Annotated in this window: 17 protein-coding genes; 4 read left to right on the plus strand and 13 right to left on the minus strand. The window is 38.9% G+C overall.

Annotated elements, in window-relative coordinates:
* Nucleotides 1–36: 36 nt before the first annotated feature.
* From V5M37_RS20730 to V5M37_RS20760, 7 genes are all read right to left on the minus strand, one after another.
* Nucleotides 37–993, minus strand: a complete 957-nt coding sequence (locus V5M37_RS20730) for an asparaginase (RefSeq protein ID WP_213145009.1) — start codon at nucleotides 991–993, stop codon at nucleotides 37–39.
* 7 nt (nucleotides 994–1,000) lie between these two features.
* Nucleotides 1,001–1,972, minus strand: a complete 972-nt coding sequence (locus tag V5M37_RS20735; protein WP_423798967.1) for a YpdA family putative bacillithiol disulfide reductase — start codon at nucleotides 1,970–1,972, stop codon at nucleotides 1,001–1,003.
* Between the two features lie 104 nt (nucleotides 1,973–2,076).
* Nucleotides 2,077–3,354, minus strand: a complete 1,278-nt coding sequence (locus tag V5M37_RS20740) for a Glu/Leu/Phe/Val family dehydrogenase (RefSeq protein WP_213120339.1) — start codon at nucleotides 3,352–3,354, stop codon at nucleotides 2,077–2,079.
* A 226-nt stretch (nucleotides 3,355–3,580) separates the two neighbouring features.
* A complete protein-coding gene (locus V5M37_RS20745; protein WP_423798968.1) occupies nucleotides 3,581–4,162 on the minus strand; it encodes an adaptor protein MecA in 582 nt (193 codons plus the stop codon).
* A 75-nt stretch (nucleotides 4,163–4,237) separates the two neighbouring features.
* Nucleotides 4,238–5,026, minus strand: coding sequence for a metallophosphoesterase (locus V5M37_RS20750; protein ID WP_423798969.1), 789 nt, complete (start codon nucleotides 5,024–5,026; stop codon nucleotides 4,238–4,240).
* 22 nt (nucleotides 5,027–5,048) lie between these two features.
* Nucleotides 5,049–5,405, minus strand: coding sequence for a hypothetical protein (locus V5M37_RS20755; protein ID WP_423798970.1), 357 nt, complete (start codon nucleotides 5,403–5,405; stop codon nucleotides 5,049–5,051).
* A gap of 64 nt (nucleotides 5,406–5,469) precedes the next feature.
* On the minus strand, nucleotides 5,470–6,102 hold the full coding sequence (locus V5M37_RS20760; protein ID WP_423798971.1) for a CBS domain-containing protein: 633 nt from the start codon (nucleotides 6,100–6,102) through the stop codon (nucleotides 5,470–5,472).
* A 146-nt stretch (nucleotides 6,103–6,248) separates the two neighbouring features.
* On the opposite strand from V5M37_RS20760, the gene V5M37_RS20765 reads away from it, so the two are divergent.
* The 3 genes from V5M37_RS20765 to V5M37_RS20775 are packed head-to-tail and all read left to right on the plus strand — an operon-like array spanning nucleotide 6,249 to nucleotide 7,358.
* A complete protein-coding gene (locus V5M37_RS20765) occupies nucleotides 6,249–6,479 on the plus strand; it encodes a spore coat associated protein CotJA (protein ID WP_423798972.1) in 231 nt (76 codons plus the stop codon).
* Nucleotides 6,476–6,736 (plus strand): spore coat protein CotJB, encoded by a 261-nt coding sequence (locus V5M37_RS20770; protein WP_423798973.1) that lies wholly within the window; start codon nucleotides 6,476–6,478, stop codon nucleotides 6,734–6,736. Before V5M37_RS20765 ends, V5M37_RS20770 begins: the two co-directional genes overlap by 4 nt.
* A gap of 52 nt (nucleotides 6,737–6,788) precedes the next feature.
* Nucleotides 6,789–7,358, plus strand: a complete 570-nt coding sequence (locus V5M37_RS20775; RefSeq protein ID WP_213145002.1) for a manganese catalase family protein — start codon at nucleotides 6,789–6,791, stop codon at nucleotides 7,356–7,358.
* Nucleotides 7,359–7,385: 27 nt separating this feature from the next.
* On the opposite strand, the gene V5M37_RS20780 is transcribed toward V5M37_RS20775, so the two are convergent.
* The 5 genes from V5M37_RS20780 to V5M37_RS20800 all read right to left on the minus strand — a co-directional run bounded on the left by V5M37_RS20780 (nucleotide 7,386) and on the right by V5M37_RS20800 (nucleotide 11,794).
* On the minus strand, nucleotides 7,386–7,841 hold the full coding sequence (locus V5M37_RS20780) for a DUF2663 family protein (protein WP_423798974.1): 456 nt from the start codon (nucleotides 7,839–7,841) through the stop codon (nucleotides 7,386–7,388).
* Nucleotides 7,842–7,931: 90 nt separating this feature from the next.
* Nucleotides 7,932–8,648, minus strand: coding sequence for a LysM peptidoglycan-binding domain-containing protein (locus V5M37_RS20785; protein WP_423798975.1), 717 nt, complete (start codon nucleotides 8,646–8,648; stop codon nucleotides 7,932–7,934).
* On the minus strand, nucleotides 8,641–9,252 hold the full coding sequence (locus tag V5M37_RS20790; RefSeq protein WP_423798976.1) for a lysostaphin resistance A-like protein: 612 nt from the start codon (nucleotides 9,250–9,252) through the stop codon (nucleotides 8,641–8,643). Before V5M37_RS20790 ends, V5M37_RS20785 begins: the two co-directional genes overlap by 8 nt.
* Nucleotides 9,249–10,757 (minus strand): RecQ family ATP-dependent DNA helicase, encoded by a 1,509-nt coding sequence (locus V5M37_RS20795; protein ID WP_423798977.1) that lies wholly within the window; start codon nucleotides 10,755–10,757, stop codon nucleotides 9,249–9,251. Before V5M37_RS20795 ends, V5M37_RS20790 begins: the two co-directional genes overlap by 4 nt.
* Complete coding sequence (locus tag V5M37_RS20800; protein ID WP_423798978.1) at nucleotides 10,748–11,794, minus strand: helix-turn-helix domain-containing protein; 1,047 nt, start codon at nucleotides 11,792–11,794, stop codon at nucleotides 10,748–10,750. Before V5M37_RS20800 ends, V5M37_RS20795 begins: the two co-directional genes overlap by 10 nt.
* A gap of 247 nt (nucleotides 11,795–12,041) precedes the next feature.
* On the opposite strand from V5M37_RS20800, the gene V5M37_RS20805 reads away from it, so the two are divergent.
* On the plus strand, nucleotides 12,042–12,290 hold the full coding sequence (locus tag V5M37_RS20805; protein ID WP_042355233.1) for a ferredoxin: 249 nt from the start codon (nucleotides 12,042–12,044) through the stop codon (nucleotides 12,288–12,290).
* Between the two features lie 108 nt (nucleotides 12,291–12,398).
* Here V5M37_RS20805 and V5M37_RS20810 read toward each other — a convergent pair whose 3' ends face one another.
* The gene (locus tag V5M37_RS20810) at nucleotides 12,399–12,962 is read right to left on the minus strand and encodes an ECF transporter S component (RefSeq protein ID WP_423802658.1); all 564 of its coding nucleotides are present in this window, start codon (nucleotides 12,960–12,962) and stop codon (nucleotides 12,399–12,401) included.
* Between the last annotated feature and the right edge of the window lie 31 nt (nucleotides 12,963–12,993).

Below are 12,993 nucleotides of genomic sequence, written 5' to 3' on the forward strand. Positions count from 1 at the left end.
GACGTAAGGAAAATGAAAGATTTATTCCAGCTTCCATTAATATTGAATATTTTCTAGTCCGCTTGCTAGCGAAACAGCAAGTTTAATTCTTGCCTTTTTGCAGTCATTATCGCTGCCAAGGATGACTCCCTTTTTATAAAGATCATAGGCACTGCCCTCGTAATCATAGGTTGTGTAAACAGAACCCTCTTCAGCGCTGGTGGTAACGACCATCTTAATTCCAGCTTTTATTGATAGTTCTATTTCTTCCATCATTTTAGGGGCTACCTGGCCGCGCCCTACCCCCTCGAGGATGATTCCTTTTACTCCCGCTTCTCTTGCGGCCTTAATAAATTTTCCATCGGCACCAATATAGCATTTAATGATCTCAACCTGGGGGATAGCTGTAAGAACCTTATAAAATTCCCGTTTTATAGGCTTTTGAAAAATATGAACCTGGTCGTTATCAATGATTCCTAGATAGCCAAATCCAAAGGAGTTAAACCCCTGAATATTGGATGCGTGTTCCTTTTTGACGTATCTTGCTGCAAAAATCCGCTCATTAAAAACGACAACTGCCCCGGCATCATGCAAATCTTTAGCACAAGCAGAATAGATGGCATGCCTGAGGTTAATGTAGACATCACTCCCCAAATCTTCTGGGGAACGCTGTGAACCGGTTACTACAACTGGACGGGAATCGGCAATTGTTAAATCAAGGAAGTAGGCTGTTTCTTCCATTGTATCTGTCCCGTGTGTGACGACCACTCCACAAACCGTATCATCTTTAAAATAGCCCTCAATTTTTGATTTTAATAAAAGTAAATCGTCAAAAGTAATATGAATACTAGCTTTTTGAAAGACAGATTCAACAATGACTTCAATATCATTTGGCAATTGGCACATAGCAGCCAGTTCTTCACCCGTTAAAGCACCAGATGCAAGTTTTCCAGAATCTTTATTTGGTTTGCTTGCAATTGTACCGCCTGTAGTTAACAAAACAACCTTTTTCATAGTAATATCACCCTTTTGATTCTTTCTCTAAGATAGAACCTGCAATTTGTCCGCCATGAAATCTTCCATTTTCGATAAAGATTTCATTTGCATTGTTACCGGCCGCTAGTACCCCTGCAATATAAATCCCTTCTACGTTTGTTTCCATCGTTTCAGAGTTAAAAATCGGCCTTCCTGATTCTTGGTCGATTATCACTCCCATATTTTTAATGAATTGATGATCAGGGTGGTAGCCAGTCATGGCAAACACAAAGTCATTTTTTATGGTCTTTTCTTGGCCTTCTTTTACATAAATGACCTCATTTTCAGTTATTTCTTTGAGATTTGCATTAAACTCCATATGGATGACTCCATTCCGGACCAAGGCTTCAAATTCCGGAAGAATCCATGGCTTGATACTTGGAGAATATTCATTTCCGCGATATAAAACAGTTACTCTTGCACCCGCCTTTACAAGCTCTATGGACGCATCTACACTGGAATTTTTCCCGCCTATAACACAGACATCCTGGTCAAAATAGGGATGCGCTTCTTTAAAGTAATGAAACACTTTAGGCAGATCCTCACCAGGTACCTTCATAAAATTGGGGTTATCATAGTAGCCGGTGGCTATGACAACATAATTGGCACGATAAGTATTTTTTTCTGTTACAACTGTAAACAATTGATTGTTTTTTCTCACTTGCGTCACTTTTTCAAAGGGATTAATACGAAGCTTTTTTCTTTTTGCAACCTCTCTATAATAGACTAGAGCTTGGTTTCTTTTTGGTTTATAATTTTCGGTTAGAAAAGCGACATCACCAATTTCTAATTTTTCACTTGTACTAAAAAAGGTTTGATGTGTTGGATAGTTATATAAAGAGTTTACAATATTGCCCTTTTCGATGATAAGCGGGCTTTTTCCTATTTCCTGTAAGGCGATCGCAGCCGCCATACCACACGGGCCACCGCCAATAATAATTACGTCTTCTATTTGCACAATGGAACACTCCTTAAAACATTCATGCATCTGTTTTAATATATAGAAAAAACTCCTACCTGTTAATGATAGGAGTTTTGAGGATATATTTCAATGGTAACAACTTAAATCCAGCCTCTGAAGCGGCTTGCTTCAGCCATTTTTCTTACACCAACCATGTAAGCAGCAAGACGCATATCAACGCGGCGAGTTTGGGCTGTATCATATATATTGTTAAAGGATTTGACCATCACTTTTTCAAGCTTTTCTTCTACTTCTTCCTCAGACCAATAGTAACCCTGGTTATTTTGTACCCATTCAAAATAGGAAACAGTTACTCCACCTGCAGAAGCTAATACGTCAGGTACAAGAAGAATTCCGCGCTCGGTTAAAATTTCCGTAGCTTCTAATGTGGTAGGTCCGTTTGCGGCCTCAACCACGATGCCGGCACGAATATTGTGGGCATTCTCTTCGGTAATTTGGTTTTCAATTGCTGCCGGAACGAGAATGTCACATTCCAATTCAAGCAGTTCCTTATTGGTAATTGTGTTATTGAATAGCTTTGTTACTGTTCCAAAACTGTCCCTTCGGTCGAGCAGGTAATCGATATCTAGTCCATTCGGATCATAAAGTGCACCATAGGCATCTGAAATCCCTACTACTTTAGCACCTGCATCATGCATGAATTTTGACAAGTAGCTGCCAGCGTTGCCAAAACCTTGGACAACGACTCTAGCTCCTTCGATATTGATGCCTCTCTTTTTCGCTGCCTCTCGGATACAAATGGTGACCCCTTTTGCTGTTGCCGACTCACGACCATGGGAACCGCCAAGTACAAGCGGTTTTCCAGTGATAAAACCAGGATTGTTAAATTCATCAATCCGGCTGTACTCGTCCATCATCCAGGCCATTATTTGCGAGTTTGTAAATACGTCAGGAGCAGGAATATCTTTTGTTGGGCCGACAATTTGGCTGATTGCCCTTACATATCCGCGGCTTAATCTTTCAAGCTCACGGAATGACATATCGCGCGGGTCACAGATAATCCCGCCTTTACCGCCGCCATATGGAAGATCAACGATTCCGCATTTTAAGCTCATCCAAATTGAAAGGGCTTTCACTTCTGTCTCTGTTACACCTGGATGGAAGCGAATTCCTCCCTTTGTTGGGCCTACTGCATCATTATGCTGCGCACGGTATCCAGTAAATATTTTTACAGATCCATCATCCATTCTAACTGGAATCTTGACTGTCATCATTCTTAGCGGCTCTTTTAAGAGCTCGTATACCTCTTCAGGGTAACCTAATTTTTCAAGGGCTTTATGTATAACGGTCTGTGTTGATTTTAACACATCGTGCTTACCCTCATGATTAGTCTTTTCATTACCTTTTTCGGTAGACATTTATAAACCTCCTAAGAAAATACTAAAACGATTAATGTCCGCTATCAGTCACAAGTATACACCTTTAGGCAATTAATGCAAGAACAAAAATCCACCTTTCCTTTTATATATTGTGATTATGCAAAGGCGGTCATTCGCATTTATTTACTATTTTAAAATAACAAATAGCCTTGTAAAAAAACTTAAGGAGCGGTTTAACCCCCTCCTTATTAGATATGTGTATTATTCATTTGAAATAGTGGAGAAGGGTTTCGATCGCTGCGTGACCGACGATTAGTTTTCCATATTCTTTTAAGACATAGGGACTTAATATGGATGCATTGCCAAACTCCGACATCAATGAGGCGGTAATAGAGCTCTGTTCGGTTTCTATTTTTGTCAGCAAAAGAAAGTAGCGGCTGCGATATACATATAGACTCCCACCATAAATACCTAATAAGGAAAGCCGTTTCGCGAGACCGATTATATCTTCTAATTCTTCAAATTCATATAAAAAGTCCTCACAGCCCCCTACTCTTACCTGCATTTCAATTAAACCATCATCCAATGCTTCCTCATCTTCCCGCGTATGGTCGACGGTTATAATCATGATAATTCCTTGTGCTTGAAGGGAGAAAATTTCAACCGCTACCGAACCCCTTATATCAACATCGAATTCTTCACTTGCCTCTTCAAGCATATCGTGAAATAGCTGATTCCATTTGCCGGATTCTTTCCAAATATCCTCCTTGGAAAGCCCTCTTTCAAACAAATCATCGGACGTTAAAATAATTTTTATTTTATTTGCTGCTAAGCGTTCTAAGCGCATGTTTTTGCCCCCTGCTAGACATCTCTTGTGTTAGATTATGAAAGCAGAGAGGCGGTTGTGAATTGTCTCCCCTAACTAAGGAGTATCGGAACATTTTCTAACAGTAATCAAATGGCATTGTGCCGGGGCTCCCAATCTAAGGGGGATGGCAGTTGTTCCATAACCGTTGCTAATGAAAAGCACTGTTTGCTGCACTCTTTTTATTCCCCCTTTTTCTCCGGGACTGAATCCAAAAAGACGGATTTGGCCACCGTGTGTATGTCCGCTTAAAATCAGCCGGATATTCTGCTTTGTACCAACTTTCTTGATAATATCCGGGGAATGGCTGACCAAGATTTTAAAGTGATTGGCTTCTGTTCTGTCTAAGGCCAACTCAAGCCGGTCCCTTCCTAAAGTGACATCGTCAACTCCGAGTAAAAAAATCTTTTCGCCTTGGTTAGAATGCAGGCTGACGGCTGAGTTATCCAAGACATTAATGTCAGTTTCCAGAAACACCGTATGTAACTGATGTAAATTGGCCTCATAATCGTTATTTCCCCATACAAAATAAACGGGACCAATTTGTCTTAACTTCATTAAATTTGCCTTTACCCTTTGTAAAGGCACATCTCTTTCTGTCAAATCCCCGCCTACTACAACAAAATCAGCCTTCCCTATGGCCGTTTGAATGACCTTATCAGATATTGTCCGTTTATGAATATCGGAAATAAAAAAGATGGTCATTCTTCCAAACGTTTCAGGAAAATCCTGAAAAAGGAATTCATGCCGGACAACAACATTTAAAAAGGCCTCCCGCAGCATATATAAAAGCAGGCATAACCCAATGATGAGAACAATCAACAAGATAATTGGGATTAAACCCATATTCACATACCCCTTTAAAACTCTAAGATTCTAATGAAATGGTACCATAAACGATACTTAAACTAAAAAAAACAAGTGCCTGCTCCCAGCCAAATCGAAAAAGAATCGTGAATACGACAATCAGAAAGACCATTTCTATAATCTTCAAGAGAATATGCTTCTTCTGTGCACCTCTTAATTTATGTATGAAATCCTTAATAAGACCACCCGTAAGAAGGACACCAAGGAACAGGGCTAAGGAGGCAGCCAAAAACTCAAGCGGGTGTGTAATTAAAACAATAAAAAAATCAGCCAAAGCAAATGGTTTCGGAATCCAAATCCATTTAATGAATAAATAGCCGAATAAGTAGATAAACAAAATCCTCCCTACTGCAAGCATGCAAAAAATCCCCCCCATAACAATGTATGAGGGGGATTGGTATTATTTCCACGATTAAGCATTTTTACACTTCTTCGATACTTAAAATACGGAAGCCATGTTCTTCAAGTTTTTTCGTAAATTTATCAATGTTATCTTTCTTTTCAATTTTCATGACAATTCTTCGGACCAGCTTATCTGTTTCGTCAAAGGTGACCAGCGAAATGATATGCTCGTGAAAATGATGGGCGATTTCCGACAAGCGAGCAATCCGTCCTTCCGTCTCTACTGATGTAAACGCAATCCTCACCCCGGGGCGATTGACTCCAAAAGCACTCTCAAAGAAGCTCAGAACATCTGAGCGAGTTATCACCCCTAGAAAATTACGATCCTCATCTACTACTGCAAGCAGAGGAAAATCTTTTAAATCAAGCATCGTCCTTTCAAATAGTTCCGCACCTTCTAAAAACATCTCTTGGTGGGTAGCAATGTCTTTCACACTCGTCGTTGTTAAATATTCTTCCTTTGTTTTATTGGAAAGAAAATAATTTTCATAAATCCCATATCTGGTTACTACACCGACATATTTATTACCTTGCAAAACAGGTAGGCCGTCAATTTGCTGAGCTTCCAATCGATCCAAGGCTGCTTTTAGCGTTTCGTTTTCCTGTGCTGTAATACAGTCATGCTTTGGAATCATCATATTTTTTACGAACATATTCCTATCACCTCTAAGGTTAATACTTCAACTATATTATAATTCTATGTCAGCGTTCGAAAACCTTTCATTTATTAAACTTTTATGTCATGTCATAAGAATATTATCATATGATTAACTGATGCTGAAATAAAGGGAGGGTTTCCATGAACACTCATCTTAAGACCTATCATCCATATGTAAGTCCTTTCGACCCCTGTAAGCCGATGCTTGAAAAAAAGTATTCCACACCGCCTCATTTATATATGGGTTTTCAACCACCAAATCTCCCACAATTTTCTCCATTTGAGGCTCTTAAAGCAGGTACGCTTTGGAAAGATTTTTATGATCCCTGGTACGGCCCCAATGAAATTGCAAAAGGGGGTATCCCTTCATGAAGCAAGTTCCTGCCGAGTATTATCAATTGATGGAACAGCTCCAAGCCGTCGACTTTGTCCTGGTCGAGCTCACTTTGTATTTGGATACTCACAATGATGATCTTGAAGCGATAAACCAATTTAACCATTATGTAAAGGAAAGAAAGAGAATAAAAAAAGCCTTTGAAAGCCAATTTGGCCCCCTTCAGCAGTTTGGCAACAGCTATTCGGGGCATCCATGGAATTGGGACGATTCACCTTGGCCATGGCAGGTATAAATTCACATAAAAATCAGCAGTAGTGAATGTTCAAGGGGAGGGATAAAGGAAAATGTGGATATATGAAAAGAAACTGCAATATCCTGTCCGTGTCAGCACCTGCAACCCGATGTTAGCCAAATTTTTGATAGAACAATATGGAGGTGCCGATGGAGAGCTTGCTGCAGCGCTCCGATATTTGAACCAACGATACACGATTCCCGACAAAGTCATCGGCCTTTTGACAGATATTGGAACGGAAGAGTTCGCCCACCTGGAAATGATTGCCACTATGGTCTACAAGCTCACAAAAGACGCTACCGTTGAACAAATGAAGGCAGCAGGGCTTGACGGGCACTATGCCGATCATGATAAAGCCCTATTTTACCATAATGCCGCGGGAATTCCTTTTACCACTCAGTATATCCAAGCTAAAGGTGACCCAATCGCCGACCTTTATGAAGACATTGCTGCAGAAGAGAAAGCACGGGCAACCTACCAATGGATTATCAATATGAGCGATGACCCAGACTTGAATGACGGTCTTCGTTTCCTACGGGAAAGAGAAATCATCCACTCGCAACGCTTCCGTGAAGCGGTCGAAATTTTAAAAGAAGAAAAAGGAAAGAAGAAGATTTTTTAATTAGGAAGAGGCAGAGATTCTGCTTCTTTATTTTTTTTCATGGTATAGATTGATATCGTAATTTTTTTTCATCATTGCAAAAACAATATGGCGGTTTTTCCACTCTTCTTCCTTCTTCCAAAAATCTTTACTGCGGTCGGCAATCTCAGCCCTCAATTCCTGATATTCCTTCTCCTTCTTATCCTTTTGCTGCTTCAAAATATTCATTGAACCGTACCCAATGATCGTAATCGCCATTAAAAATATGATAACCGAATCATTTAACGAAGCAGAAAACATGGCAAAAAAGGAATAAGAATAATATTTCGCAATGGCAAAATAAAAATAACAAAAAAAGATGGCAGCCACTAAAAGAGTCGAATAGATTGAAAGATAATGTAACTTTTCTGCTTTATCAAATTTTTCCTTCTTTTTCCTGACATTTTCTAGAACCTGCTTGGTCGCTTCATCCGTATGCTCAAGCTCCCTAATGGGAGAATCCATATCCATCCCTCCATTTCTCCATTAATAAATATGAACTTGTCCGCAAACTTATGAATTAAAAAACAAAAAAACCGACCTAAAAACGATCGGTTAGTTGCTAATTGGGATTTTCAATACCTGACCAACATAGATTTCTTCATTGGACATGTTGTTTGCTTTTTTTATAATGTCCATCCCTTTTTGAGATTTATAATACTTCATCGAAATACTAAATAATGTTTCTTGCTGCTGAACCTTATGACGAATGATCGTCTGTTGTACTGGTTCACTTTTACTTGTATCCGTTTGTGTTGGTTGATTCTGAATCTGCACTGGTGCATTATTGCTGGCAGCCCCTTGAGGTGAAACAGGACTTTCCGTTGACACATTTTTTTCCGTATTGGCAGTCGGCTGTTCTTCGGCTGGTGGAGTTAATGAGGTGCCCGCTTCTACACTTTCCGGATTATCAGCTCCATCGGCATTTACGGATTGTTCTTCCTCCACTTTATCAGTCTCTTCTGAAGTTGATTTTTTTAGGTTAATAGTTTCATAACCAACAGGATCCGTTGAAGCTTTCTTAGAGCCATTTATTTGTTTTCCATCAAGATAAGAAATAACACTGAAAATAATCACAGGAAGAAGAATAAAGAATAATACCAGGATCCGAATAACCGGATATTTTATTTTCCATTTTACTTTTTTCTTTTTTTCCCGATGGACCAGTTCCCTTGGAGGCAATTCATCGTTTACTTCGATATTTTCATTCACCTTTTGTATTCGTTGTTTTAATCTTTCGGCTTGCTCTCTATATGGTTCTTCTCTATTCATGAAGCCCTCCCCCTCCTTTCTGATCATCTGCCGAAGAATGTTTATACTTTATAAAAATACCTAATAAGAAATCGATAATAAAATGCATCATAATGGTGACAGCCAGATTATTTGTCGATTCATAGACTGCCCCAATAACAAAACTAAGCGTGATAATGTTGATAAATAAAAACACATTAAACAGGTAGCGGTAATGGATTAACGCAAAAATAAGACTAGCCAAAATAAGCCCGACTTTCGTTTGGATGATCCCTCTAAATAATAATTCCTCGCTAAAGGAAACAAACGCGGCAATAATAAAAATATGGAATATATTTCTTTTCCGGAAAATCCGTTCATTTAAGCCGCCATCATCATAAAAAGATGCAGGCAGCCATTTCATTAGGATTAAGTCAACGATGACAACCGCTATCCCCAATGGCACGCCTATGGAAATAATCTTAACGTCCCTTACATCGATTGTTTTCAAAAAAGAGAAATGGTCAAATAGGAGCAATCCTAAAATGAGTGAGATCACAAGCAATATGACCTGTGTCATATATAAGTGAAAAAGTAAATCTTTATCAGTTAAGCTGCTAATTAGTTCATTATATTTCTTTTTCATTCCCTCAACTCGCTATTAAGTAATAATCCGGCTAGGTATTCCTTCCATTCAATTTTCCCTAAATGATTCTTCCTCATTTTATGGGAGGCTGAATAGTTTTTTTCGTCAATTCCGCAAATATCACAGCATTGCTCAATTTTACTTGTCACCTGTTCCTCAAAATAATTCAAAAGGAATTCGCGCCGGCACCGATTTGACAAAACCCATTGTAACATTTGGTAAATATTTTTTTTCTTCATTGTTATGCGTTCATTAACAAATCCTTTAATTCTTTCTTTGCCGTCAAGAAGAGAACTTTTTTCTTTGGCTTCTTTCCGGAGAAGATTCTCCACTAATCTCCACTGAACCTCAGAAAACCCTCCTCTTTCCTGGGTGCCTTGATTGAATTGAAGTGCATCGCCTTTTATTCCGTGTCCAATTTCCAATTCATGAAACAGCCAGTCAATTTGCTGTTCCGACGGGAGTTCGCTTTCAGCAAGCTGAAAAGGCAGCTGTTCATCTCCAGGTGAATATAAAAGATATGCGATACTCGGCAGACCATCGCGTCCTGCCCGGCCAATTTCCTGAAGATACGACTCGATTTGCATCGGCATATGAAAATGAATAATAAATCTGATATTATCCTTATTCACTCCCATCCCGAATGCACTCGTGGCACAAATAACATCTAGCTGGTTATGAATAAATTGTTGCTGGATTAATATTCTTGTGTCCTGGTCCAATCCCCCGTGGTAAGCACTTGCGTTGCAGATATTCTTTTCCTCTAGCAATAAAGCCATTTGTTCGGCCATTTTTTTGCTTGAAAAGTAAATAATACCAGGTTTTTCAAGCTTTGCAGCAAGCTCCAAAACCCGGTCTGTCTTTTTCTGATACTCTTCTATTTCCTCGATCCATATGGCTATATTAGGACGGTCAATTGTCGATTCCACTTTTACAGCATCCTCTATGCCTAATGATTGGATAATATCCTTCCGGACCTTTCTTGTAGCGGTAGCGGTCAGAGCTAGTGTAAGGGGGCACCCTAAGCTTTTCCTTATTTCACCCAATTTGGAGTAATCCGGCCGAAAATCATACCCCCATTGAGAAATACAATGCGCTTCATCCACTACAAATAAGCAGATGTCTTGGTTCCGAAGCTTTTGTAAGATGAAAGAGGACTGAAGCATCTCCGGTGATATAAAGATAAACTTATAGTCGTGCAGCCGGTCTAGAACATAATTTTTTTCCTCCAAAGAAAGAAAGGAGTTTAAAGCAATAACCCTTTTCTCACCCAAACGACCTAATTGTTCTACTTGATCTTGCATAAGGGATAGAAGCGGGGAAACGATTAATATCGATCCCTCAAAAACATAACCAGGAAGCTGGTAGCATAGGGATTTGCCCGTACCGGTCGGGAGCATGGCCAGGGTATGCTGTCCATTTAAGATAGCTGAAATTGCTTCCTTTTGCCCTGTTTTAAATGATAAATAGCCAAAATGTTTTTTTAAGAGATTTTCTAATTCCATTGCCGGTCACCATACTTTGCCAACACTAACCTGATTTGAAAATAACTGGCACGGCTGACTTTTTCCCTTATTAATTTTAATTGCTTTGTGGCGGCTTGATTAGCAATTTGCAAAATTTCCAGCTGTAATTCTCTATCAACAAAAGCATCGATTGAAAACTGGTCTATTTGCAGCGCAAATTCCACTAAATGATCTTCGATTGTGCTTGTTTTTAAATTTCTGTTTTTAGCTATCATCTCTATCGAATATCCCTGCGATAGCAATTTCCATGTTTTTCGCGCCGTAATGGTTAATTCATCCCCATGCTCCAAGCCTTTTAGTAGATGGGTTAATATCGGAAAATTAACGCCTCTTGTTTCTATTTTTTCAATCAAATAATGCAGTGTATTAGTAAATGTAAGATGATATTCGTACACATTAACATTCATTTTTTTGGATGCTTGTTGAGCGGTTAATCCTATTTGCCGGAATCCAGTTAAACGGAAGACAATCATAGACGGATCAATTTCCTGCCCATCTTCGAAGCATTCGTTCAATTCTTCATATAATTTTTCGCCAATTTCGTTTCTTGAGAGATGGCTTTCTTTAAGAACAGCTTTAACCCAGATAAGAACCTTCTTATTTTTTTGAATCGGTATATAGCTTGGTTCCTGATTAATGAGGTTAGAGACTACTTGAACTAATAAAGAGAGCCGTTCCCAAAATATAGTGGTCATTTGGTGATAACGCCAGCCATTAAGAAAGATTGGAATACCGATATTTTTCAAGCGCTGCTCTCCTGAGGAACTGAGCGAGTATTTTTGCTCCCCTTGCTCAATAATCCACCCGTTGTCCCTCATACAATGAATTATGGCTTCAAAGGAGTCTCTTGTCAGCGGTTCAAGTACTCCAAATAATCTTTTTAACGAATATAAATGAATATCCTGAATGGTTTGCGACGATTTCTTTCCTTTTAAAATGTGGTAAACAGAATAAATAGTTCTTTCGTTATTAATTTTTTTCAAACAATAAAGAATAACTGATTCTACCCATTCCATTTTAGACTCACCACTTATCCTGATTCGACAAAAACAGTTAAATTTTATTATATTTTAACATGAAACAGGTATTGTGTTGTCCAAAAATGTGGAAGTTTAAGAAATAATGGGACTAAAGGTACCAAAATCAAATTTCTATTGAAAAGTTATTCATACAGCTTTACAATAGATATGTGAATTGTATTTTCCATCACAAATGGAAAATAAGTAAGCATATTACTTGTTATTTTACTGGGAGGTTTTTTTCATGGCAAAGTATACAATTGTTGACAAGGAAACTTGCATCGCGTGTGGCGCATGCGGCGCTGCTGCACCAGATATCTATGATTACGATGATGAAGGTATCGCATTCGTAACACTTGACGATAACGAAGGTATCGTTGAAATTCCAGATGTTTTAATCGATGACATGATGGACGCTTTCGAAGGCTGCCCAACTGATTCTATTAAAGTTGCTGATGAGCCATTCGACGGTAACCCAACTAAATTTGAATAATCTTTGACTGAAGATATTCTTAAGCTGCTACCCCCCGCCTAATATAAGCCGGGGGGTTATTTTTTTCGATAAAAAACAGAGGCCCAAGTTTTGCGGCCTCTGTTCGTTTTAAGCATTTTTTACTGAAAATTTATTTAGCCATGCTTGCATCCGAATAAATAGAAGCATGAAAATGATCGACATCATTACGCCCTTTAAGATATTAAAAGGCAAAATGGCAGGTACGACGAGGTTCCGCATATCCGGGAAACCCATTAAGGCCGTATAGGCAGGTAAAACAATAAAGTAGTTGGCAATGCTCATCACTACAGCCATGATTATAGTTCCAGCTACTAAGGCAAGTGTCATTCCCTTTTTTGATTTCAATTTATTATACACATAGCAAGTCGGCAGAATAAACACAATCCCTGCTGCGAAATTGGCAAGGTGGCCAATAGGAATGCCTGTCGGGCTCCCTGTTGCAAAATAATTTAACATATTCTTAAACAATTCTACTAAAATTCCTGCCACTGGTCCGAAAATTAGCGCAGCAATCAAAGCAGGAATATCACTAAAGTCCACAAACAAAAAATTAGGGAACATTGGCAGCGGAAAGTTTAAAAACATTAATAAATATGCGATGCTGCTCAGCATCCCGATTGAAACCATAGCTTTTACCTTTGTGTTCTTCATTTTCTTCATCTTCCTCTCTCCTTTTTGATCC

Source organism: Neobacillus sp. SAB-20_R2A (assembly GCF_049568635.1).
Classification (GTDB): Bacteria; Bacillota; Bacilli; order Bacillales; family Cytobacillaceae; genus Neobacillus; species Neobacillus citreus.

What these genes read in the sequence shown, in the direction of transcription:
- V5M37_RS20730 (WP_213145009.1), bottom strand. Translation starts at nt 993, where the DNA reads ATGAAAAAGGTTGTTTTGTTAACTACAGGCGGTACAATTGCAAGCAAA.
- V5M37_RS20740 (WP_213120339.1), bottom strand. Translation starts at nt 3,354, where the DNA reads ATGTCTACCGAAAAAGGTAATGAAAAGACTAATCATGAGGGTAAGCAC.
- V5M37_RS20745 (WP_423798968.1), bottom strand. Translation starts at nt 4,162, where the DNA reads ATGCGCTTAGAACGCTTAGCAGCAAATAAAATAAAAATTATTTTAACG.
- V5M37_RS20750 (WP_423798969.1), bottom strand. Translation starts at nt 5,026, where the DNA reads ATGGGTTTAATCCCAATTATCTTGTTGATTGTTCTCATCATTGGGTTA.
- V5M37_RS20755 (WP_423798970.1), bottom strand. Translation starts at nt 5,405, where the DNA reads ATGCTTGCAGTAGGGAGGATTTTGTTTATCTACTTATTCGGCTATTTA.
- V5M37_RS20760 (WP_423798971.1), bottom strand. Translation starts at nt 6,102, where the DNA reads ATGTTCGTAAAAAATATGATGATTCCAAAGCATGACTGTATTACAGCA.
- V5M37_RS20765 (WP_423798972.1), top strand. Translation starts at nt 6,249, where the DNA reads ATGAACACTCATCTTAAGACCTATCATCCATATGTAAGTCCTTTCGAC.
- V5M37_RS20770 (WP_423798973.1), top strand. Translation starts at nt 6,476, where the DNA reads ATGAAGCAAGTTCCTGCCGAGTATTATCAATTGATGGAACAGCTCCAA.
- V5M37_RS20775 (WP_213145002.1), top strand. Translation starts at nt 6,789, where the DNA reads ATGTGGATATATGAAAAGAAACTGCAATATCCTGTCCGTGTCAGCACC.
- V5M37_RS20780 (WP_423798974.1), bottom strand. Translation starts at nt 7,841, where the DNA reads ATGGATTCTCCCATTAGGGAGCTTGAGCATACGGATGAAGCGACCAAG.
- V5M37_RS20785 (WP_423798975.1), bottom strand. Translation starts at nt 8,648, where the DNA reads ATGAATAGAGAAGAACCATATAGAGAGCAAGCCGAAAGATTAAAACAA.
- V5M37_RS20790 (WP_423798976.1), bottom strand. Translation starts at nt 9,252, where the DNA reads ATGAAAAAGAAATATAATGAACTAATTAGCAGCTTAACTGATAAAGAT.
- V5M37_RS20795 (WP_423798977.1), bottom strand. Translation starts at nt 10,757, where the DNA reads ATGGAATTAGAAAATCTCTTAAAAAAACATTTTGGCTATTTATCATTT.
- V5M37_RS20800 (WP_423798978.1), bottom strand. Translation starts at nt 11,794, where the DNA reads ATGGAATGGGTAGAATCAGTTATTCTTTATTGTTTGAAAAAAATTAAT.
- V5M37_RS20805 (WP_042355233.1), top strand. Translation starts at nt 12,042, where the DNA reads ATGGCAAAGTATACAATTGTTGACAAGGAAACTTGCATCGCGTGTGGC.
- V5M37_RS20810 (WP_423802658.1), bottom strand. Translation starts at nt 12,962, where the DNA reads ATGAAGAACACAAAGGTAAAAGCTATGGTTTCAATCGGGATGCTGAGC.